Source organism: Phycicoccus jejuensis (assembly GCF_000720925.1).
Classification (GTDB): domain Bacteria; phylum Actinomycetota; class Actinomycetes; order Actinomycetales; family Dermatophilaceae; genus Phycicoccus; species Phycicoccus jejuensis.
Window position 1 is genome coordinate 12,317 of the sequence record NZ_JOEE01000015.1, and the last position, 20,887, is coordinate 33,203.

23 protein-coding genes are annotated in these 20,887 nt (G+C 62.2%); all 23 read left to right on the forward strand.

The genetic code is table 11. The features are described from left to right. Window positions 1–543 precede the first annotated feature (543 nt). A complete protein-coding gene (locus IG69_RS22300; RefSeq protein ID WP_096772437.1) occupies window positions 544–927 on the forward strand; it encodes a hypothetical protein in 384 nt (127 codons plus the stop codon). Beyond that, the gene (locus IG69_RS0118820) at window positions 920–1,561 is read left to right on the forward strand and encodes a V-type proton ATPase subunit C (RefSeq protein WP_030529709.1); all 642 of its coding nucleotides are present in this window, start codon (window positions 920–922) and stop codon (window positions 1,559–1,561) included. The genes IG69_RS22300 and IG69_RS0118820 overlap by 8 nt, the downstream gene beginning before the upstream one ends. Next, window positions 1,548–3,410: a phage terminase large subunit family protein gene (locus IG69_RS0118825; protein WP_078625700.1), complete on the forward strand. Its 1,863-nt coding sequence runs from the start codon at window positions 1,548–1,550 to the stop codon at window positions 3,408–3,410. The genes IG69_RS0118820 and IG69_RS0118825 overlap by 14 nt, the downstream gene beginning before the upstream one ends. Before the next feature lie 323 nt (window positions 3,411–3,733). Then, window positions 3,734–5,347: a phage portal protein gene (locus IG69_RS0118830; RefSeq protein ID WP_157852806.1), complete on the forward strand. Its 1,614-nt coding sequence runs from the start codon at window positions 3,734–3,736 to the stop codon at window positions 5,345–5,347. Then, window positions 5,347–6,690, forward strand: a complete 1,344-nt coding sequence (locus IG69_RS21340; protein WP_050513933.1) for a S49 family peptidase — start codon at window positions 5,347–5,349, stop codon at window positions 6,688–6,690. Before IG69_RS0118830 ends, IG69_RS21340 begins: the two co-directional genes overlap by 1 nt. Before the next feature lie 28 nt (window positions 6,691–6,718). Further along, window positions 6,719–7,126 (forward strand): head decoration protein, encoded by a 408-nt coding sequence (locus IG69_RS0118840; RefSeq protein ID WP_050513932.1) that lies wholly within the window; start codon window positions 6,719–6,721, stop codon window positions 7,124–7,126. Window positions 7,127–7,211: 85 nt separating this feature from the next. After that, the gene (locus tag IG69_RS0118845; RefSeq protein ID WP_051750748.1) at window positions 7,212–8,267 is read left to right on the forward strand and encodes a major capsid protein; all 1,056 of its coding nucleotides are present in this window, start codon (window positions 7,212–7,214) and stop codon (window positions 8,265–8,267) included. Between the two features lie 81 nt (window positions 8,268–8,348). Beyond that, window positions 8,349–8,633, forward strand: a complete 285-nt coding sequence (locus tag IG69_RS0118850; RefSeq protein ID WP_030529715.1) for a hypothetical protein — start codon at window positions 8,349–8,351, stop codon at window positions 8,631–8,633. Window positions 8,634–8,694: 61 nt separating this feature from the next. Continuing rightward, complete coding sequence (locus IG69_RS0118855) at window positions 8,695–8,937, forward strand: hypothetical protein (RefSeq protein WP_030529716.1); 243 nt, start codon at window positions 8,695–8,697, stop codon at window positions 8,935–8,937. Window positions 8,938–8,940: 3 nt separating this feature from the next. Then, window positions 8,941–9,378, forward strand: a complete 438-nt coding sequence (locus tag IG69_RS0118860) for a hypothetical protein (RefSeq protein ID WP_096766521.1) — start codon at window positions 8,941–8,943, stop codon at window positions 9,376–9,378. Next, window positions 9,356–9,748 carry a head-tail joining protein gene (locus IG69_RS0118865; protein WP_030529718.1) on the forward strand — a complete coding sequence of 131 codons (393 nt, stop codon included), beginning with the start codon at window positions 9,356–9,358 and terminating at the stop codon, window positions 9,746–9,748. The genes IG69_RS0118860 and IG69_RS0118865 overlap by 23 nt, the downstream gene beginning before the upstream one ends. Continuing rightward, complete coding sequence (locus IG69_RS0118870; RefSeq protein WP_030529719.1) at window positions 9,745–10,590, forward strand: hypothetical protein; 846 nt, start codon at window positions 9,745–9,747, stop codon at window positions 10,588–10,590. Before IG69_RS0118865 ends, IG69_RS0118870 begins: the two co-directional genes overlap by 4 nt. Then, entirely contained in the window at window positions 10,587–10,775 is a 189-nt protein-coding gene (locus IG69_RS0118875) for a DUF2635 domain-containing protein (RefSeq protein ID WP_030529720.1), read from the forward strand. Before IG69_RS0118870 ends, IG69_RS0118875 begins: the two co-directional genes overlap by 4 nt. Window positions 10,776–10,797: 22 nt before the next feature. Continuing rightward, a complete protein-coding gene (locus IG69_RS0118880) occupies window positions 10,798–12,276 on the forward strand; it encodes a phage tail sheath subtilisin-like domain-containing protein (RefSeq protein WP_030529721.1) in 1,479 nt (492 codons plus the stop codon). A gap of 91 nt (window positions 12,277–12,367) precedes the next feature. Next, window positions 12,368–12,745, forward strand: coding sequence for a phage tail tube protein (locus IG69_RS0118885; protein WP_030529722.1), 378 nt, complete (start codon window positions 12,368–12,370; stop codon window positions 12,743–12,745). 10 nt (window positions 12,746–12,755) lie between these two features. Then, window positions 12,756–13,052 (forward strand): phage tail assembly protein, encoded by a 297-nt coding sequence (locus IG69_RS0118890; protein ID WP_030529723.1) that lies wholly within the window; start codon window positions 12,756–12,758, stop codon window positions 13,050–13,052. Window positions 13,053–13,192: 140 nt separating this feature from the next. Next, window positions 13,193–15,490 (forward strand): phage tail tape measure protein, encoded by a 2,298-nt coding sequence (locus IG69_RS0118900; RefSeq protein WP_030529724.1) that lies wholly within the window; start codon window positions 13,193–13,195, stop codon window positions 15,488–15,490. Then, window positions 15,491–16,849 (forward strand): DNA circularization N-terminal domain-containing protein, encoded by a 1,359-nt coding sequence (locus IG69_RS21345; protein ID WP_030529725.1) that lies wholly within the window; start codon window positions 15,491–15,493, stop codon window positions 16,847–16,849. It abuts the gene before it with no gap. 36 nt (window positions 16,850–16,885) lie between these two features. After that, complete coding sequence (locus IG69_RS22575; protein ID WP_030529726.1) at window positions 16,886–17,968, forward strand: phage baseplate assembly protein; 1,083 nt, start codon at window positions 16,886–16,888, stop codon at window positions 17,966–17,968. A gap of 1 nt (window position 17,969) precedes the next feature. Continuing rightward, window positions 17,970–18,470: a phage baseplate assembly protein gene (locus IG69_RS0118915; protein ID WP_030529727.1), complete on the forward strand. Its 501-nt coding sequence runs from the start codon at window positions 17,970–17,972 to the stop codon at window positions 18,468–18,470. 7 nt (window positions 18,471–18,477) lie between these two features. Then, window positions 18,478–19,017: a phage GP46 family protein gene (locus IG69_RS20570; RefSeq protein ID WP_050513931.1), complete on the forward strand. Its 540-nt coding sequence runs from the start codon at window positions 18,478–18,480 to the stop codon at window positions 19,015–19,017. Then, window positions 19,017–20,111, forward strand: coding sequence for a baseplate J/gp47 family protein (locus IG69_RS21350; protein WP_050513930.1), 1,095 nt, complete (start codon window positions 19,017–19,019; stop codon window positions 20,109–20,111). Before IG69_RS20570 ends, IG69_RS21350 begins: the two co-directional genes overlap by 1 nt. Window positions 20,112–20,287: 176 nt before the next feature. After that, on the forward strand, window positions 20,288–20,887 hold a 600-nt coding region (locus IG69_RS0118930; protein WP_030529730.1), incomplete at its 3' end, for a hypothetical protein.

Sequence of the window (20,887 nt, forward strand, 5' to 3'; positions counted from 1 at the left end):
GCGTTGGCATTGGGCGAAAATTCAATTCGGTCATTGGCGTTTGTCCTTTCGAGCGTGTCGCCCCCGCGTGTGCGGTGGCAGGTGTGTAAGGTAGCACACCTAACGCATACAGCAAGCGTCTAGTTCGCCCCTAATGCCTGTATTCGTTGGCTTTCTTGCGTGTTGCGCGCTCGCTTAGCGCGCTCCGACATGCCACGCGCGCCAGCGTCGCGCCTTACGAGGCATGCAATGCGCGCATGCAAAGCAAGCCGCGTGCCACGCTCCGCGCTATCGCGCTGTAATAGAGCGTGATGAGCAAGAAACACCGCGATATCAGAGACTTGCTCGCGTTTGTAACAAACCGTGATCTCGGCCGCGCCGACCCACCCCCTGGGGTGTGGGTCCCTGTCGCCACACCCCCTCCCACCGGGGGCAGTCGCCGCCCCCGAAAGTCGGCAACGTTTTAGCGAATTTGCTCACTCTTGATCGCACGGGTCGCCCCCGCGAGCTATGCGCCTCACGCGTGAGAAACGTCACCTAACACCCCCTTTGGAGCCCCCGAACATGGCAAACACGTCGCATTCGCCTCGTCGCCGGGGCGGTGTTGACGCTTGCGTCAACGAACTACCGAAGACCATCAAGATCGGTGCCTACGATTGGACGATCTGCATCCGAGATGGAGCGGACGACAAGTACGGTCAAGCCGATTTCGAGTACAGCCAGATCAACATCTGGCCGAGAAACCTAACGAGCCCCGGTCACGGCGTCGGAATAGTGCTGCATGAATGCCTGCACGTCATATTCGACAACCACGGGCTCGGCAGACTGAAGCGGGATAAAGAGGATCGTGAAGAGCAGATCGTTCTCGGCTTCGAGGCGGGCCTGGTCTCGCTGTTCCGCGACAATCCGAAGCTGCTCGTCTGGATGAGGCGGTGGCTTCATGGCTGAACAGTACCCGCGAAAGCTCCCCGCAAAGCAGCTCGCGATACTGTTTGGTGTGAGTGAACAACGAATCTCGCAGCTCAAGCGCAAAGGGAAGCTAAACCCCGACAGCGCGAACCTCTACGACGTGCAAGAGGCCAAGCAGTTGCGCGGTTTCCAGATGAGCGAGCACGGCGTACGCGTCGTCGCACAAACATACGGCAACGGCACCGGCAAGATCGCGCCGCCGAAGGTGACGCCGATGAATGCCGACGTGGTTCTCTCCCCCGAGGATCGCGAGGCACTCGGTATCGAGCCCAATGAGCAGATCGCGCCGTCGCCAAACAGTCACTTCGTGGCGGCAAGCCGCATCACGGAGCTGCGCGAGCAGAAGATCAAGGCCGAGATCGAGCGTATCGAGACGCGGGCCAAGAGAGAACGGGGCGAGCTGGTCGAAAGAGCGAAGGTGCAATCGTCGTTCATTGAGGCCGGAGCGCGGATCGCGGCGATCCTTCAGAACTTGCCTGCCGAGATCGCTTCGATCTTTGCGGACCCCGACAAGAAAGCCGAGGTCCGGCTGAAGGTGCAAACGCGCGTCGATCAGGCGCAGCACACGCTCTACACGTCAATGCGCGACTACGGAGAAGATGATGCTGGCTGACCCATTATTCGCAGGGCTGGCCGAAGGATTGAAGCCGAAGCCTCGGCTGAAGCTGTCTGAGTGGGCGGAAGCGAACCTAGTGCTGCCGCCTGAACGATCCGCGAGCCCCGGCCCATATCGCATCGGCGACGCGGTCTTCCAACGCGGCATGATGGACGCGATCACCGATCCCGACAATGAGGACATCGTCTTCATCACGTCGTCCCAGGTCGGCAAGACGACCATCCTTGTCGCGGCGCAAGGCTACTACTGCGAGGCGGAGCCGTGCGCGCAGCTCTCGGCGTGGCCTACGCAAGACCTGGCCGACAAGTACCAAGAAGAGTCGTTCGATACCACGGTGAGAGATTCGCCGAAGTGGAGAGCGGCGATGACTGGCAGCACCGAATATAAGGGCGGCCAGATCAATTTCGTCGGCGCGAACACGCCGAACAAGCTCGCGATGCGGCCCATCCGTGTCGTTACGGGCGACGAGATCGACCGATGGCCCCTCAGCTCGTCGAAGGAAGGTTCGCCGGTCGAACTCGCCAAGAAGCGACGCACGACATACCACAACCGCAAAGGCCTGTGGGTGTCGACGCCGGTTCACGAAGACACCAGCGTCATCGTCCAGCTCTTCAAAGAGACGCGGCAACACTACTTCCTCGTTACCTGCCCCGATTGCTCCGCCAAGCAAGTGCTGAAGTGGGACAACATCGTCTACAAGAAGGGGCAGGAGGAAGACGCGCTCTATCACTGCGACGACTGCGGTGCGCTGTGGACCGAGATGACAAAGCGCCGTCTCGTTCGCGAGGGCGAATGGCATCAAGTCGGCACCGTGATCGGCACGCAGAAGGATGGCACGCCGATCCGACTGGCGACCCCGTTCAAATGCTTCAAGGTAGACGCTGGCGTGACGCCTGCGCGCGAGAAGATCGGTTTCTGGATCAACGAGCTGTATTCGCCGTGGGTCTCGATGCGAGAGATCGCGAAGGCCTGGTCAGACTCGGAGGGCAACCCCGAGAAAGAACAGACCTTCTACAACACGCGTCTCGGTCTTCCGTATCGCGGCGACATTTCGAGCTTCGCGGACCCTGAGAACTTGAAGTCGAGGCGTGAGAAGTATGATCCTGAGATCGTGCCGAAGCGCGCGGCGCTGCTCACAGCGGCCGTCGACGTGCAGGACGACCGCCTCGAAGTGCTGGTCGTGGCCTGGGGCAAGGGCGATGAGTGCTGGCTTCTGAAGCATCACGTCATCCAGCTCGGCCCGAACACGGACGAAGCGTGGGACGAACTCGCGAAGTTCCTCGAAAGCGGCTTCAAGCACGAAGGCGCGGCAGGGGAGACGCTCGGCATCTTCTCCGCCACTATCGACTCGGGCTCGGGCGCGCACACGCAGAAGGTCTACGACTTCAGCAACAAATGGCTGTTGGTCGGACGACGCTGGTACGCGCACAAGGGCGTGCCCGGCGACAAGAAGCCAGTCTGGATTAAGTCGGAGCAGCGCTTCAAGGACAAGACGAAGCTGTTTCTCGTCGGCACCTACGACGCGAAGGCGACCATCTACACGCGATACGCAAACGCGAAGGTGGGGCCTGGCTACGTGCATATCCATGAGGGCATCTCGGACGACAAGATCGACCAGATGACCGCTGAGCGCGCGGAGACGGACTACAAAGATGGTTTCCCCGTTCGAACGTGGACGAAGCCTCGGCATCGTCGAAACGAGATGCTCGATCTCATGGTCTACAACTACGCGGTTCGGTGTTCGGTGAACATCGACATGGATCATTGGATCAAGCGGCTCAACACCCCCAAAGAACAACAGCCGAAGCAGCTCAACGCTGCCGACATCGGCAAGCTGTTCAAATAGCTCCCTCGGAGGGCAGACATGGCTAACACACCGGGTGCCTGCCCTCCGGGGCAGGCGCAGAGCTTCAACGCGGACCTACCCGACTGCGTGGCGCAGGTCTCCGCGATCTATCAGGCGTACGTCGCTGTCGTGGCCGGAAAGAGCCGCGTCGTCGTGCGCTTCAACGACCGATGGACTGAGTACGCAAGGCCCGACGCGCCTGCGCTGCTCATGCTCTATCAGACACTCTACGCACAATGCCCTGGCGCGCAAGCAGCCGGGCTGCCGGACCTCAACCCGAACCTTCGAGTTCAGCGCGGACGACCGGCGAGGGGACATATCCGATGGTAGAACTGGTGCTAGAAGACGGTGGTCGCCTAGACCACGAACATCTGCGCCCCGGCTTCGGCTTCAGCTACTCGCCGAGCCTCACTTCGGCCGACGTGGTCGCCTGGCGCAGCAAAGACCGAACGGCTGCCGCAGCGCGCGATGCGTCGCGTACTAACCCGTATGGCGCGAGCGCAAAGCGGGCGACCGTCGACAGCGTCGTCGGTCTGAATTTCAAGCTTCAGTACATGCCGAACGCCGAGCTGCTCGGCGTGAGCGAGGAAGAGGCCCTCGAATACGCCGACATGGTCGAGAACATGTGGGATGTAGCGGCCAACTCATCGCTGTTCCATCTCGACGCGCAGCGCATGCAGACCTTCTCCGGCCTGATGCGGACGGCCTACGCTGGCTACTACATCGACGGCGAAGTGCTTGCCACCATAGAGTGGAAAGAGGCGTTCAACGGCGACCGCACCTGTCTGCATCTGCTCGACCCGCAACGGCTGTCTGACCCGCGAGGCGCTATCGACTACACCGGCAAGCGCCGGATGGGCGTCGACCGCGACAAGCACGGTGCGCCGACAGCCTACAACATCCGCGAATGCACGATAAGCGACGTGGCGATCTGGGGGCCTGCGGGCTCACAGTTCGCCTGGCGCAAGGTGCCTCGCTACACGCCGTGGGGACGGCTGAACGTCATCCACTTCTTCGAGCACGACGCGCCGGACATGACGCGAGGCATGACCTCGTTCACGACCGCGTTGCTGCCGATGCGGCTGCTTCAGGACTACAACATCACCGAACTGGAAAGCGCGGCGATCCGCGCGACCTATGCGGCGGTGATTGAAAGCGATCTGAAGTACGAAGACGCGATGAAGGTCATCGGTGCCGAGCACCGGAAGGCTATCGAGGAAAACCCCGTCCTCGACTTCACGCTCCGCATGATGGCGGACAAGGCCGACTTCTACAAAGGCCAGGAGTTCAAGTTCGGCAAGAGCAAAGTCGCTCACCTGCTACCGAATGAGAAACTGCACATGGTGCAGGGTAATCAGTCGGTCTCGGCGCTGAAGGACTTCAACTCCGTCAACCTCTACACGCTCGCTTCGGCGCTCGGTGTCGACTACGCAACGCTGACGAAGGACTTCTCATCGACGAACTACAGCGGCGCTCGCGCGGCGTTGTTCGACGTGTGGCGGTCCTACGAAGTGCGGCGCTCGGCGTTCATCGACGCCGTCCCGGTGCCGTTCTTCGGGGCCTGGCTGGAAGAGCAGATCGCGCTTCGCGGCACGATCCCGATGCTCGGCAAGAAGTCGTTCTACGAAGTGCGTGACGCGATCTGCCGTTGCACGTTCGAGACGTGGTCGAAGCCGCGCCTTGACCCGCTGAAGGAAAACCAGGCGGATCAGGTGCTCTACGACATGGGCGCGCTCGATCTCAAGAGCATCTGCGCGGCCGATGGCCGTGACTACCGCAAGGTGCTGGTGCAGCGCGCCGCAGAGAAGGCACTTCTGAACAAGCTCGGGCTGAAGCCCGAAGACATCAACCCCGAACTGAACGCCAACAAGATCAAAGCGAACGCCGCAAAGGGCGAAAACGCAGGTCAAGAAGGCGGAGGAACAGGAGAAGCATAGTGACGCATCTCGCGCATATCGCGACGCGCCTGTTCAACACGCCGCTACTGCTCACCCCTGAGTACGCCAGCGTCGTGACGAGCGTGCTGTCGGATCGCGTCGGCGTGGTGCCGTTCGCTGCCGACGAGGTCGTGCAGAGTTACGTGCGGCCCAAGAGCCGGGCGGTGATGAACCGACGCTCCGGCATCGTGACGTTCCCCGTGGTGGGTGGGCTCATCCATCGCGGCGACATGGAGGCATCGAGCAGCGGCGGCGACATGATGTCGTACACGCGCTTGCACAACCAGCTCGAAACGCTCTTCGAGGACGACAAGGTTCGCGGCATCCTGCTCGACATCGACAGCGGCGGCGGTGAAGCGGCCGGTCTATCCGAGCTGGTGAGCTGGCTGCCGAAAGCCTCGAAGCAAGCTGGCAAGCCAGTGTGGGGCATCGCGAACACCACGGCGGGCAGCGCGGCATACTGGCTTGCCTCCGCTACGGATCGCCTCTTCGCTGCGCCGACCGCATCGCGGATCGGCTCAGTAGGCGTCTACGTGCAACACGTCGACGTGTCGAAGCAGGTGGAGAAGAAAGGCGTCGTCGTCTCGTTCATCTATGCAGGCGACCACAAGATTGACGGCAACCCGTTCGCGGCGTTGTCCGACGAGGTACGCGCTTCGATCCAAACGAGCGTGGACAGACTTTACGGCGAGTTCGTCAGCGCCGTGGCGAGCAATCGCGACCTAGACGAGAAAGCGGTTCGAGCGACGCAGGCGAGGGTCTACGGACCCGAGGAAGCCTACGAGCTTGGACTTGTCGACGGTGTTGGTGGCTTGGGCAGTGTTCTAGCTGCTTTCACCGATCACCTTAACCGCCCCTCAGTGGGCTACACCCCTCATGGAGATTCCATGTCCAAAGAACTGATCTACGATCAGGCCGCGCTTGATCGCGCGCAGGCGGCAGGTGTTGCGACCGGCAAGGCCGAGAGCGCTTCCGCTATCGAGTCCCTTCAGAAGCAGCTCGCCGACGCCGCCAACGAACGCAAGGCGCTGCTCGCGGCATTCGCCGAGGTCGCTGGCGACAGCCCGAAGGTCGCGGTGTTCGTCGAAGCGCTGAACGACGGCGTCGCCCCGGCGACCGCCTCGAAGTTCGCCGCGAAGATCGAAGCGCCGAAGGCGGCTCCGGCTGCCGAGACGAAGACGGCCACGCAGGTCGACGCTGACCGGCTGATGCAGCGTCATGCGCCGAACGTGTCGGACGACGGTGACAGCGAAGCGAACGCCGATCCGAAGGCCGCGCGCTTGGCCGAGATCAGCGGCTCGATGAAGGCGTTCAACGCCTCGCGCGGCTTCAAGGCCAAGTAACCAACCCCTTCACCGATAGGAGGACAGCATGGCTGTCGACAACTGGAATCTTCCGTATCCCGTGCGGACGGGCGACGCTGACAGCGTCGCGACGCACGTCAACCTTGAAATGCCGGGCTCGCGTCCGAAGTTTCAGAACTTCACCCTGACCGCTGGTCAGGTCTACGCCAAGGGCTCCGTGCTCGGCCAGGTGGCGGCGAACAGCAAGCTCAAGCTTGCGGCCGCTGCGGCTGGCGACGGATCGCAGAACCCCATCGCCGTCCTGAACACCGATGTCGACGCCACGGCGGGCGATGTCACGTTCGACGTGATGGTGAGCGGAGCTGTCCTGAACCCGAACGCGCTCGTTCTCGGTGTGGGCACCACTCTCGCCGTCGCGCAAGCCGCGCTGAACGGTCGCGGCTTCGCGTTCCGGACGCCGGGCTTCTCCGGCTAATCGCCTTTTCGTTCGTCATCCTAAGCAGACGCGGCCGTCCCTCGGGGCGGCCGTTTTGCTTTCCAGCTCCCAAAGGGACTACCACATGACTATCCAACTCTCGCGCTACGAAACGTGGGAACTCGACGCAATGGTCGAGCAGTTGGAGCGCCCCAATCCGTGGCTGCTCCGCACGTTCTTCGGCCGTTCGAAGTTCTTCGACACCAAGCAGATCGAGTTCGACATCGTTGATCGCGGTCGCCGCATGGCTCCGTTCGTCGCGCCCACCGTTGCGGGCAAGCCGATGGTCCGCGAGGGCTACCGGACCCGCACGCTCACCCCGGCCTACATCAAGCCGACTGCGCTGGTTCGTCCCGGCGAAGCGTTCACCCGCCTGCCGGGCGAGGGCGCTTACGGCGGCGTGATGACGCCGAAGCAGCGTTTCGACAAGATCGTCGCGGAGTACCTCGCGCTGCATGAGGACATGATCGACAACCGCTTGGAGTGGATGGCCGCGCAGACTCTCGTCAACGGCGCGATCACCATCTCGGGCGAGTCGTATCCGACCGTCACCGTCGATTTCGGCCGCGATCCGTCGCTGCACGTCACCCTCACGGGTGGGGCAACCTGGGACCAGTCGACCTCGGCCCCGCTCGAAGACATCGAGAACGCGTCGCTGAACGTTCGCCAGATCAGCAAGGGCGCAATCGTGACCGATCTGGTCATGAGCGGCTCCGCGTGGAATCTTCTGAAGCGCAATCAGGAGATCACCGACCTGATCGACATCCGCTTCCGGCGCGACCTGAACGGCGCTACCTCCATCGACGGTGGCCCGCGCACGAACCTGAACGAGCCGGTTTACGTCGGCACGCTTCAGGGCCGGATCGACATGTGGGTGTACGACTCGTACTACCTCGACGACAACGGCGCTTCGCAGCCCTACATCCCGGCGAACACCGTGATCGGCATCGCGACCGGCGCGCTGGAAGGCACGCAGTATTACGGCGCGATCCTCGATCTCGACGCCGAGATTCAGGCGCGTCGGTCCTTCAGCAAGTCGAAGGTGCTGTTCAACCCGTCCGGTCTCGAACTGGTCACGCAGTCGGGTCCGCTGCTCGCGCCTCGGCGTCCCAACGCGATGTTCGTGCTGACCGTCAAGTAAGGTCAGGCAGCTCACTCGCCTTACGCCTCGCTCTCGTTTGAGGGCGAGGCGTTCCTTTTATCCCCCGCTAGGAGAACTCCGATGGTTAAGGTTGTCACCACCAAGAGCGTGACCTTCACGACCCCTGTGCTTGACGCTAAGGGCAAGCCGCAGATGACCAAGCTCAAGTACAACAAGCGTGAGATCGAAGCTCCGCTTGTCGACCACCAACGTCACTTGGCTGGCACGGTGATCGAGGTCGACAAGGAATTTGCCGCCGATCTGATCGCGCGCAAACTGGCACGCGTGCCGGATGTCGCTCTCGATGACGTGGTCGATCCGATCAAGCAGACCGAGACCCAGGCACAGGCCGACCCCCTCGCTTAACGCGCGGGGCTTCGGTCCCCGTCTAGCTCGGTAGGACACCATGTCTAACACGATTGCATCAATGACGGTTGACGATCTCAAGACGACCCTTCGCGATGTCATTCGCGAAGAACTGAGCGCAGTCGGTATTCTGGCGACAACTGCCGAGCAACGCGTGAAGACGCAGAGCGATTTCGACTTCCTGCGTCGGGTTCATTCCATGTGGGAAAGCTCGGTCAACAAAGTCGGAACGGCTGTTGTGCTCGCCGTCATGGGGCTCGCGGCAACGCTGGTTGGCCTCGGGTCCATCAAGTTCGGGAAGTAAGCCATGCTCGTCTATTCTACACAGGTACAGCCGGATTGCCGGTCTGTGGTCGTTCCGGCCTGCGAGCCGGACGTAAATGCGGAGCAGGGTGCCGACATTCCGGCGCTCGCCTGTTTCCAGCTCCGGCTCCGCGACACCATCGACTACAAGGTCGACTTCTCGCAGTGGCTTCAGGCCAACGGCAACGCGCAGCTCAACGCGGCGAACTTTGCAGCGGCGTCGAACAGCCCGTCGACGCCGAGCATCACAGGCCAATCCTTCAGCCCGGCCGGTAAGACGGTCGTCGTTTTGAAGGCCGCCGACAATGCCAAGGTCGGCGACGCTTACTGGCTCGACGTGACCGCGACCGTTGCGGCCGTCGTGGCTGCGAGCGCGGCCGATGTCGCCATCCCTGCACGCACCATCGTACGGCGCATCCATGTCGTCGTGGCCAGCGGTTAGTTTCTTCGACGACGAAGCGGAAAGCACCAGGGGCATCATCGAAGAGCACGGAGAGAAGTTCACGCTGCAACCGTACAAATCGGGCGGCGTGAACTTCCCGCGCGTGATCGACCTCTCGCGCCAGGGTTACGACTTCATGGCGGTCTTTGAGCAGACCCCGCGAGAGGTCAGCCTCGGCATGGAGGAAGTGAAGGTCTCCACGCGCTCGCCGTGTCTTACGGCGCTTGTCTGCGACGTGCCGGGCCTCGTCCAAGGTGATCGAGTGCTCCGCGCTCTCAATGGTGAGCTGTTCGAGGTCACCGACGTAAAGCCGGATGGGCTGAGCGGCGTCGAGATTCACGTCGTCCAACTAGGGAGAGCAAAGCTATGAGCCTGTCGCGCTTGATGCTGCGCGCCCTGGCGTGCGTCGCCTTGCAGAAGCAACCGAGCGACGCCGTCGCGCCGACGATGGCAGAAGACCGTGTGTTCGACAGCCGGATCGACCCGTTCGTCTTCAAGGACTACAGCAAGCCGATGCCCGGCATCATCGTCTACACGGACGACGACACGGGCGATCTCATCAATCGAGGCAGCGGCTCCGGACCCTACCGGCGATGGGTCGATCTGCGCGTCGAGATCGTGATCGGTAGCTTCGACACGGAGATCATCGACAACGTCCAGAACGTTGTCTTCGACACGCCGATGACCGATGCCGAACTCGAAGCGCAGTTGGACCTCTTCGAGGCGCAGGTGAAGTGGGCGCTGTGGCAACTGCCGGGGCGATCCTACTCGGATGCTCTGCGAGCCTTCGTGGTTCGCATCGAGAGCATCCAATCGCACGCAACGCGCGATGAGGCCAACAACAAGTTCGCGTCGCGCCGTATCCACTTCAAGTGCGAGATACCGGACGACTGCCCGCCAACAGCCTACGGGCTGATGCCGAACGAGAAAATCCCCGAGCTGATCCCGTTCTGTGACGATCTCTCGAAATTCCCGGCACCGTGGATCGTGCCGATGCTGCAAGCCATGTGCAGCTCGCCGAGCATGCAGAACGTGCTCAACGTGCTCGGTGGCAACAAGAACCCGACTGTCTACCTCCCGCTGCTCCGCCAGATCGGGATCAAGGTCGACGCCATTGGCCCCGAAGCAGACCCGAATCTTCTGGCTGCGCAGGGCAAGAAGCATGGCCCCGATGGGCGCATCGAGGTCGACAACACATTGGAGCTTCCATGACGCAAGCTGTGACTGTGCGCCCCGTTCAGGGGCGTTTGATCTTGATGCCCGAAAGGGATTTCCAGCCCGTGCCCGCTGAGGGCGTGCTGGTCGAGCGCAACGCGTTCTATGCGCGTGCAATCAAGCAGGGCGATCTCGAAGTCGTGCCGGATGCTCCGGCCGCGACGCCGGTCCCCGCCGTTTAAACCGAACTAATTGAGGGGCTAGATGCCTATCCAGTTCAACCAAATCCCCGGCAACATCCGGGTCCCCTTCGTTCGCTTCGAAGTGAACGCGGGGCAGGCTCCGTACTCTTCGATCCAGCGCCTTGTGCTGATCGGTCAGAAGACCGCTGCGGGCTCCGCCGTCGCCGACGAACCGCTGCTCGTCACCCAGAACGAAGACGCGTTCTTCGGTACCGGCTCGATGCTGGCGGCGATGTATAAGATCGCCCGCGCGAATGCTCCGCTTCAGGAGATTTGGGCGATCCCGCTGGCAGACGCCACGGGCGGCGCGACCGCCGCGACTGGTAGCGTGACGGTCTCGACCGCCCCGACTTCTTCGGTCAGCATCGTGCTCTACATCGGCGGTTACCGCATCTCCGTGCCGGTCAACGCGCTGATGACCTCGGCGAACTGTGCCACCGCAATCGCTGCGGCGATCAACGCGTGCCCCGGTATCGTCGTGTCCGCTGCGGTCGACGGCACCACCGCGTCGAAGGTGAACATCACCGCTCTGAACAAGGGCAGTCTCGGCAACGGCATTCGCATCGAGACCAATCTGAATGCTGGCGACGGCAACGCCGCTGACGTTCTGACCACGATTGTCCAGCTCACGGGCGGCAACGGCGATCCCGATATCACCAACGCTATCGCCAACATGGGCGACGAGCAGTGGGATTGGATCGTGATGCCCTACTGCATCGGCGCGACGCTGACGCAGATGGAGGCCTGGCTGGATGCGCGTTGGGGTCCGATGTCGCAGATGTACGGTCACCAGATCACGTCGATGTCCGGCACCGCTGGCACCGTGCAGACGTTCACGTCGGCGCGCAACTCCTGGCACACGTCGATCATGCCGGTCTACAATGCGCCGCAGCCGACCTATCTGTGGGCCGCCGCTGTGGGTGCGCAGACCGCGCAGCACTTCCAGGCTCCGCCCGAGCTGTCGCGTCCGCTTCAGACCGTCGAACTCATCGGCATCCTCCCGCCGAAGTCCATCGGCGATCAGTGGAGCACGTTGCAGCGCCAGAGCTTCTACTTCAGCGGCGCGTCGGGTTATCGCGTGCAGGACGGTGCGGTCCAGATCGACCGGCTCATCACCACCTACCAGCGCAACGCCTGGGGTTCGCCCGACCAGTCGTGGCTCAACGTCAACACCATCGCTCAGCTCACGTACGGCCTGCGCTACATCATGGCCTACATGACGCAGACGTATCCGCGTGCGGCGCTGGTCGACAAGAACCCGAACAACCTTCAGGGCTTCGCCACGGCGGACGACCTGAAGAACGCGTTCATCCATGCGTACAAGCTGCTCGAAGACGACGGTGTGTTCGAGAACTCGGACCTGTTCGCGCAGTTGCTCATCGTCGAGCGCAACGCCGACAATCCGGATCGCGTGGACACGTTCCTGCCGCTGGATCACGTCAACCAGTTGCGCGTCCTGGCGGTGAACGCCACGTCGTACCCGCAGTTCCCGACTGCCTAAGCGGTCAGGTCTGTAAGCTCACACTCATCGCAATCCGCGAAAACGCCGTCCTTCGGGGCGGCGTTTCGCTTTGCGTCAAAGGAACCACACTATGGTTGATTGCTGCTACGCGGCGGGCGGTCTCGTCCGCATCACCGCCAACGGCGCGCAATGGTCGGCGCGGTCGTCGGTCACTGTCGAGCCGACCAACTTCGAGCGCACGGTCGCATCCAATCAGGATGGCACCATCTATACGACCACGAAGCCCGTGCCCGCGAGCGCGGAGATCGTGCTGTCGGATAGCTGCGACATGGACCTCGACGCGGTCATGTCGTGCCCGCTCGATGTCACCATCGAACTGACCCAGGTTCGACGCCGCTACATGTTCACCAAAGCCGTCGTTGTGGGGCGACCGAAGATCGACACCGAGACCGGCGCGATCTCCGGCCTGACCATCACGTCCGGCAACGTGACACAGACCAAGTTCTGAGGACTGACCGATGGCCCGCAACATCAAGCTCAGCAAGCCGCTGAAGACCCACGACGGCGAAGTCATGGAGTTGAAGCTTCGTGATCTCACCGCTCGCGACATCGCAACGATGCGCGAGTCTCCATACAAGGTCATTCAGCGCAAAGACGACGGCACCGTCGAGCTGGAAATTCGCTACGACAAAATGATGGCGTATCTGTCGCTGCTTTCCGGCGTCGACGATCTCATCCTCGGTGATCTGTCCGGCACCGATTTCCAGAGCGCCTGCAACGTCGTCGGCGAGGTCTGGAACGGCCTGGGGGAATAGCCGGTCGTGCCAACTATCTGGTCGTGATGCGCGTCGATACTCCGACGAACATCATGACCATGACCCCCGCAGAACTCCGCTATTGGTACGACATAACGAAGCGGAACGAGAAGTTGATGGCTGAAACGAGGTAAGCCGACATGCAGACTTTCCAGACCGCCGCCGTGGTCGGCCTGATCGACAATATGTCGGGGCCTCTGAAGCAGTTATCCAACCAGGCGAAGCAGGCCGCGAAGCAAATAGAGCTGATGAAGCTCGACGCTTCCGGCCTGAACCAGTACAATCGCGGACTAGTCGACGCGAACTCCCAGGCGAGGCAGCACCTTTCGCATCTCCACTCCATCAAGGCGGCGTGGCGTGAGGTCGGCGGCATCGTTGCGGGGGTCGCGTCGAGCTACGCGCTGCACAAGGCGGCGGACGCCGTCAAGAATTACATCCCGCTCGAACGCGAGAATCGCTACATGCGAGCGGTCGGCGTCCAGCGCGACGAGAACGGGAAGATCAGCGGCTACGGGTATAGCCAGTCTGAGATGGCTGGCCTGCTCGCGCAACAGCGGCGCGGCGCGTTCGATTACGGCGAAAGCCCGATTGACGTAGCTCACGCGCAGATGGCGTTCGCGCAGCGGCAAATCTCGGCGCGTACCTCGCAGATCATGACCGACCAAGCGCTCATCCTGTCGAAGGCGCTCGGCACGTCGGTCAAAGACGCGGCGGTGATCCTCGAAGGCTCGATCTTCGCGAAGGGTCACTCGCACGAATTAGAGGGCGATCCGTCGAAGGCCAAAGCCATCGCCAAGCGGTATGCCGACATCGCCGCCGTCATGTCTAAGTCCGGCGCGATGACTGCCGAGGACATCACGCAGTTCGGCAAGTATGCCTACTCGGGCGCGAGCGCGGCAGGCATCTCGGACACCACGGTCGCCGCCATCGGTATGGCGTTGAAACGCGCGAACATGCCGGGCCAAGAGTCCGGTACGATGGTTCGGCAGTTGGCGTCGCGTGTTCTGTCGCCGACGCGAGAAGGCCGCCAGTCGGCTATCGCGAACGGTATCGACATCGACTCGTTCAGCACGCACGGCCATCTCGACGCCGAGGGCCTGAGCGGCCTGGTGCGCGAACGGTTCGGCAAGACCATCAAGGGTGCGACGCAGAAGGCGATCAACGATGAGCTGACCAACGAGGACAGCGACATCGCGGGCAACAAGGGCAAGTTCGTCGAGTTCATCACGAACAAGCTCGAAAAAGAGATGGACATCACGAAGCCTCGCGACCGCGAACGTCTGGCGAAGGCTGCCGGTGACTACTGGCAGTACAAGCGCGAGGGCGTCAACGGCGACGCGTTGGTCGATGCGCTCATCAAGAAGAGTGGCTTGCTCGGTCTTCTGCAATATCTTGGCGTGAAGCAGGGCGCTCGCGGCATGGTGCTGACGGGCGACATCAACACGTACGAAGAGAACAAGAAGGCCGTCGAGCACGGCGTCGAAGTCGGCCGCGCCGAAGAAGTCGCCAAACAGCGTATGGAAGGCCTGGCCTTCGCCGTCGACAAGCTGAAAGCATCGTTCGAGCAGACCTCCAACAGTTTCGTCAAGGCGAACGAAGGATGGCTGGCAGCCGCAGCAAACGGCGGCTCGAAGATACTTCAGTTCCTCGATAGCCTTGAAGAGGGCAAGAAGCAGCGCCTCACGCTGGAAGCGGGCTTCATCACGCTCGTCGGCGCGACCGCTGGCGTCGTGAGGGCGTTCCAGTTGGCGCAATCGACGCTCAACGCCATAGCGGCCAAGAACGGCGTGCAGGGCTTGCCCGGCGCACCGGGAGCACCGGGCGCACCGGGCGACAAGGCGTCGAAGGCGTTCAAGTTCCTGACCTACGCGCCCATCGTCGGCGAGGCGGCCTACAGCTATCTCCAATGGTTGACCGAGAACAACCAGAAGAACGTCGACGCGCAGACCAAGAACCCGTCGCCGAACATCGTGAATATGGGTCGGATCGGAAGTCGCCTCGGCGACCGAGGCCCGATCTCGATCACCGATGGATTCGGGGCCAGCGCGTACGGCGGCAACGAATACCTCGACGACCTGGCGCTCTGGCGTCGCAAGGACGGCACAGAGGACTTCCTGCGCAGCGGCGGCAACCAGCCGAACCAGTACGGCGGCCGAGGTCGCGGTGATGGGGCCGGGTGGACGGATTCGATCCACGCCGTGCCGAAGTCTGATGGCTTCAAGGATGTCAACGTCCAGGGCACCGTGACCGGCGCGGCCGAGCTGCACAACATGATGCAGATCGAAGTAAGGCCGTCGCAATACTTCGAGGGCCTCATCAAGCGAGCCGAGAGCGTAGCGACGATGTCGCTCAACGGATCGCTCGGTACCAGCATGCAAGGCCCCGGCGACAACGGCACCAAACCCGCAGCGGCAAACGCTCTTACCGGGACGAAGTAAATGACCTGTCTCTGCATTGACGACCTGCGCCCCGCCTCGTTTCGGGGCGTAGGTTTCTTCGTGGCGTCCGACCAGGGCGAATACGGGCGGCGCGGCCCGGTCCATGAGTACCCGAACCGCGACAACCCGTACTTCGAAGACCTCGGGGAGAAGGCGCGCAAGTTCACCGTCAACGGCTACCTGTTCGGCGACGATTGGGTGTCGAAGAAGGACGCAATCGTTGCCGCCTGCACTGCGCGCGGCCCGGCGATCCTACAGCTCCCGACCGAGGGAGCCACGATGGTTGCGTGCCAAAACCTGTCGGTCTCGCGCACGAAAGACGAGTGCGGCTACTACGCTCTGAAGTTCCAGTTCGTCGTCGCGAGCTTCTCCGCGCCTGGCGCTATAGCAGCCGAGTTCGAGAGCCTGATCGGCAGCATCTTCAGCGCTGCGATCCCGACGTTCACGACGTTCTTCGACAACACGTACGTTCCGCGCAACACGCTGAACTTCGTGTCCGAGAACATGACGGATCGCATCTCGCAGTACAGCTCCGACGTGGTCTCGGCTATCGAGGGCATGCCGACGAACAACCCGACGCTGGCTACCGACGTGGTCCAGGCGGGTGTCAGCATCTTCCAGAACGCCGCGACCTATGCGCAGCCCGGCACTGATAGTGGTGCTGTGCTCGCTCAACAGACGATACCTGCGCAGACCATCGCGGCCATAGCGAACGATACGGGCGTTACGAAGATCGGCGACAGCGGCGTCACGATCCAGACCGGCGCGGCTGCCATCGTTCCAATGATCGCCTACACGATCAACGGCATCGGGAACGCACTGACGAGCGACGTGGTCATTCCGACCTTGACGAGCTTCGCGACGTGGAGCGTCAACGAGGTCAGCCTGGCAGACTTGCAGGCGCAGGTCGACGCGTTAGATACGCCGACCGCCGCGCCGATCAGCGCGTCTGACACGGCCGACGCCGTCAATAGCACCGTGTTCTGTGGTGTGGTCCGGTCGTTCGCCTTGATGAAGCTCGCGCAGGCGATCTGCGCCAAGACGTTCTTGACGCGGAAGGAAGCCATCCAGGCACGCGCCACCGTCGTCGAGCTGTTCAACGCGCAGATCGAGCAGTTCGCGGAAGACGAGATCGTCAACATCATGCTCACCGCTCGCGACTACGCCGTGCGGTCGATTACGCAGAAGATGGCGACCATCGTGCCGGTCATCACGATCACGGCCCCGCAGTCCCGGCCGTCGCTCTATTGGGCGGCGCGTCTCTACGAAGATGTCTACCGAGCCGAAGAGCTGGCCGACCGTAACGAGGTCGCGTCACCAGCCTTCATGCCTGGCACATTCGAGGCGCTCGCGCGGTAACCGTGCGGGCGTCCTCGCCAGAGGATCAGCCCGTACATGTCCGACGAAAAAACGACAGTCACGCTCATTGCGGGCGGGGCGCGCTACTCCGCGTTCACGCGGGCAGCCGTGTCCTACTCCGCCAACCAGGCCGTGCGCGCCTTCGCCTTCACGGTGACCGACGCCACGGACGCGATGGACGAGCAGTGGAATTTCATGCCGGGCACGCCCGTAACCGTGCTCGCCAACGGTCAGCTCCTAGTGACTGGCTACATCAACCGGATGGTGCCGAGCTTCGACGCGAACAACCACACCGTCGAGATTTCGGGCACGTCCAAGGGCCGCGACAGCGTCAAGAGCGCGGCCGAGCACGATAAAGGCGAGTGGCGCAACAAGACGCCGCTTCAGATCGCGCAAGAGCTGGATAAGCAGGGAGTGGGGTTCACTTCCGATATCCAACAGAAGCCCTTCGAGTATGCGCGCTTGCACCCGAACGAAACGGTCTTCGAGGCCGTAGAGCGCATGACGCGCCGCCAGCCGATGCTTCTTCAAGGCATGCCGGACGGCTCGATCAAGATGACGAAGGGCGGCTCGGCCGGATCGAACTCTCCGCTGATGGAGGGCATCAACATCCTGGCTGGCAGCGCCGCATTCGACGATGGCGACCAGCACAGCGAATACAAGGTCAAGGGGCAGCGCGTCTACGGGACCGACAAGAAGTCGCTTCAGATCGTTGCCACGGAGAAGGACCCGTCTGTCAAGCGCCATCTCCCCAAGCACATTCACCAAGAGTCTGACATCGACGAGCAGACCGCGAAGGATCGCGCCCGCCATCACAAGAACCGCCAGCAAGGCGAGAGCGTCACGGCGCAGATCAAGTCGCAGTCGTGGTTCGATCTCGGCGGTCAACTCTGGAAGGCAAACGGCCTTGTCTACGTTCAGTCACGCGTCCTGAAGCTCAGCCAACAGATGCTCATCAAGAGCGTCTCGCTCACGCAAGATGAGAGCGGATCGTTCGCGACCCTCTCGCTCGTTCTGCCGCAGGCGTTCGACGGCGAGGGCACCGGCATGGGCGGAGGCGGCGCAGGCTCCGGCGCGCAATCCCCGTGGAAAGACTTCGCGCAACCTACGGACCTCTGACATGGAAGACTACTACACTCACCGCAACTCCGGTCATCGGTATCTGATCCGGAAGGTCGACGACGAGGGCGACATTCAGCTCATCGACGCGGATGGCCTGGCCGACGAACAGCACACCAAGATCATGCGGGTGTATCCACATGGCTTCAGCTCGAACTCGCCTGAAGAATCTCACATGCTCGCTCTTGGCCTTGGTGGTCGGCGCGATCTTCTTGTTGCGTTGGGCGGCGAGCACCCGAAGTACCGGCCGCGCAAACTGCCGACAGGCAACGCGGTCCTCTACGACGACAAGGGCAACGTAGTCTGGTCGAAGGGCAAGGACGGTCTGTCCGTCAATGCGAAGACCGGCACGGTGGAGATTCGCTCCCAGGACAACAAGATCACGGTCAAGCCTGGTGACGGCCAGAAGGTCTTCCTCGGCGGCGACGGCTCGGATGGCTCGTACGCAAAGGTCATGACCGAGAGCGGCCCGTCGATCAACGTGTACGCCAAGATCGGATAGGCCACACATGGACATCCGCATGAGAGAAACAGAGGGCTACGGCGATCAGCCGTTCCTTCTGTGGGACACCTATTGGAACTCAGACGATCTCAGTACGTGGTACGCGGACTGGAAGCTGGCAGGGCCGAACGCCCCGCTCAATGCCTACGGGCTGGCTGCCGATCATGCGCTCAACACGGCGATCCTGATTTCCCTTTTCACCTGGCGTCGAGCCGAAGTCTACGACCAGCTCCCCTCGGGCACCGATCCGAAGGGCTGGTGGGGCGACAACATTGATCTCGACGAGAACGAAACGAAGCTCGGTTCGCGCCTCTGGTTGCTGTACCGCTCGCCGCTCAACACCGAAACGGCCAGGAAGGCAGAGGACTACGCTTACGAAGCGTTGCAACCGCTGATCGACCAAGGGGCTGTTGCGAAGTTCGTCTGTAGCGCGACTGTCGATGTCGTGCCCGGCCATCTCGTCTTGGACGTGAAAGCCTACAGCCAAAGCGGCCAGCTCATCTACGACCAGAAGTTCGACCGCATCTGGCGGCAGGAGTTTCCGTAATGGCATTCTACATGCCCGACATCAAGGCGATGGTGGTGCGCGCTCGCAACGCGTTCAGGGCGGAGACGCCCGGCACTGACGCCTTCATCTGGCCGAACAACATCTACGTCAGCGCCAAGGTAATCGGCGGCGCGGTGTGGGAAGTGTTCGGCCGCCTCAAATGGATGGACCGGCAACGGTTCGCCATGACCGCCACGGGCGACGAGCTGGAACGTCATGGTGCCGATTATGGCATCTCACGCAAGCCCGCATCGTACTCGCAGGGCAATGTGGTCGTGGTGGCTGACACCTGGCCGCTGACAGTCGCACAGGGGACAGTCTTCACGCGCAGCGATGGCGTTCAGTTCACGTCGACGCTCGCGAAAGACATCGGAAAATATTCGCTGAGCGCGACCATTCCAGTCGTGTGCAACGTGGCAGGTAAGTCAGGCAACACAACTTACGGCGCACCGCTCTCGACGAACATCGCGCATCTCACGGCCGTCAACGTTGACGATGTCGGTCTCGGCCAGGGCGCGGATCAGGAGACGGACGATCAGCTCCGCGAGCGCATCCTGGCGCGCAAGCGATACCCTCCGCATGGTGGGGCCGACTTCGATTACATCGCGTGGGCGAAGGAACTGCCAGGCGTTACGCGGGCGTTCGTGAAGGCCAATGCCTTCGGCCGTGGCACGGTCGGCATTTGGTTCTTGATGGACGACACGTACGTTGCTGGCATTCCGCAGGCGGCGGACGTTGCGGCCGTGCAGGCGCATATCGACGGGCTGAAGCCGACCACGGCGATCCCTATCGTTCAAGCGCCGGTCGCGGACTGCATCGACATCGTCATCCAAGACCTGAAGCCCGACACGCAGGCCGTTCGCGAAGCGGTGGCCGCCGAACTACAAACGATGTTCCGGCGCGAGACGGTGCCGAGCATCCCTGGCGATCTCTTCACGCTCTCGCGGTCGTGGATCGAACAGGCGGTCAGCAATGCGACCGGCGAGCGTAGCAACACGGTGTTCGCCCCGTCGACTGACATCACGTTCGGCCCCGGCATCATGCCGTGCCTGCGGAGCGTGACCTTCACCAAGAGCAGCAACACTAGCAGCTAGGATACACCATGCCTGTGCTTTCATGCCCGCAGGGGCCACAGGACCCGCATTGGTGTCCGCAGAACACCGACGACGCCTTGCCCGCCGTGCTTGGTCTCATGCCGCCTGGTCCGGCCTGGGATGGCGCGGCGGTTGAGGGTACGGTCCAGAACTCCTATTGGAGAGCATACGCTAACGTGCTCTCCTACACCTACCAACGGCTCTGCAAGTACGTCGACGAGTTCTTCTGCAAGACGGTCAACGAGTCGCTCGATCAGTGGATCGCAGAGTACGGGTTAGACGACGAGTGCGATCCGTACGGCCATAACCTGTGCATCAAGGTCGCGGCGCAAGGCGGCGCTACGTGCGATTATTTCGTGCAGATGGCGCAGCTCTCGGGCTGGTCGATCACCTGCGAAGACACGACGGATATCCCCGAGCCCATCGCCGGATGCTTCGAGGTCGGATGCACGCCTCTCGGTCCCACGCCGACGTATGCCGGTTATGGCAGCATGATCGGATACGGTCAGCGGCAGCCCTGCGATTACGGCGAAGTCGTCCACCATCCCGATCCGGATAAGTGGGAGAACGGCTACACCAACGGGGCGTCGTGCCTGGTGCCTGGTAGCAATCTCGGCCAGGGGCCGGACACTGACGAGTCGTGTTGCTTCATCTGCGGCTACTACGATTTCAACCCGCCCGACAACGTCGCACCGTCCAGCACGTACTGCCAGGACGAGGCGCTGCGCTTCGACTTCGAGTGCCCGCGCACCGACGTTCCGTCCGATGGCGTCATC

Bases quoted from the DNA above. Each gene is read 5' to 3' on its own strand.
- IG69_RS22300 (WP_096772437.1), top strand. From the start codon at position 544: ATGGCAAACACGTCGCATTCGCCTCGTCGCCGGGGCGGTGTTGACGCT.
- IG69_RS0118820 (WP_030529709.1), top strand. From the start codon at position 920: ATGGCTGAACAGTACCCGCGAAAGCTCCCCGCAAAGCAGCTCGCGATA.
- IG69_RS0118825 (WP_078625700.1), top strand. From the start codon at position 1,548: ATGATGCTGGCTGACCCATTATTCGCAGGGCTGGCCGAAGGATTGAAG.
- IG69_RS0118830 (WP_157852806.1), top strand. From the start codon at position 3,734: ATGGTAGAACTGGTGCTAGAAGACGGTGGTCGCCTAGACCACGAACAT.
- IG69_RS0118840 (WP_050513932.1), top strand. From the start codon at position 6,719: ATGGCTGTCGACAACTGGAATCTTCCGTATCCCGTGCGGACGGGCGAC.
- IG69_RS0118845 (WP_051750748.1), top strand. From the start codon at position 7,212: ATGACTATCCAACTCTCGCGCTACGAAACGTGGGAACTCGACGCAATG.
- IG69_RS0118850 (WP_030529715.1), top strand. From the start codon at position 8,349: ATGGTTAAGGTTGTCACCACCAAGAGCGTGACCTTCACGACCCCTGTG.
- IG69_RS0118855 (WP_030529716.1), top strand. From the start codon at position 8,695: ATGACGGTTGACGATCTCAAGACGACCCTTCGCGATGTCATTCGCGAA.
- IG69_RS0118860 (WP_096766521.1), top strand. From the start codon at position 8,941: ATGCTCGTCTATTCTACACAGGTACAGCCGGATTGCCGGTCTGTGGTC.
- IG69_RS0118865 (WP_030529718.1), top strand. From the start codon at position 9,356: ATGTCGTCGTGGCCAGCGGTTAGTTTCTTCGACGACGAAGCGGAAAGC.
- IG69_RS0118870 (WP_030529719.1), top strand. From the start codon at position 9,745: ATGAGCCTGTCGCGCTTGATGCTGCGCGCCCTGGCGTGCGTCGCCTTG.
- IG69_RS0118875 (WP_030529720.1), top strand. From the start codon at position 10,587: ATGACGCAAGCTGTGACTGTGCGCCCCGTTCAGGGGCGTTTGATCTTG.
- IG69_RS0118880 (WP_030529721.1), top strand. From the start codon at position 10,798: ATGCCTATCCAGTTCAACCAAATCCCCGGCAACATCCGGGTCCCCTTC.
- IG69_RS0118885 (WP_030529722.1), top strand. From the start codon at position 12,368: ATGGTTGATTGCTGCTACGCGGCGGGCGGTCTCGTCCGCATCACCGCC.
- IG69_RS0118890 (WP_030529723.1), top strand. From the start codon at position 12,756: ATGGCCCGCAACATCAAGCTCAGCAAGCCGCTGAAGACCCACGACGGC.
- IG69_RS0118900 (WP_030529724.1), top strand. From the start codon at position 13,193: ATGCAGACTTTCCAGACCGCCGCCGTGGTCGGCCTGATCGACAATATG.
- IG69_RS21345 (WP_030529725.1), top strand. From the start codon at position 15,491: ATGACCTGTCTCTGCATTGACGACCTGCGCCCCGCCTCGTTTCGGGGC.
- IG69_RS22575 (WP_030529726.1), top strand. From the start codon at position 16,886: ATGTCCGACGAAAAAACGACAGTCACGCTCATTGCGGGCGGGGCGCGC.
- IG69_RS0118915 (WP_030529727.1), top strand. From the start codon at position 17,970: ATGGAAGACTACTACACTCACCGCAACTCCGGTCATCGGTATCTGATC.
- IG69_RS20570 (WP_050513931.1), top strand. From the start codon at position 18,478: ATGGACATCCGCATGAGAGAAACAGAGGGCTACGGCGATCAGCCGTTC.
- IG69_RS21350 (WP_050513930.1), top strand. From the start codon at position 19,017: ATGGCATTCTACATGCCCGACATCAAGGCGATGGTGGTGCGCGCTCGC.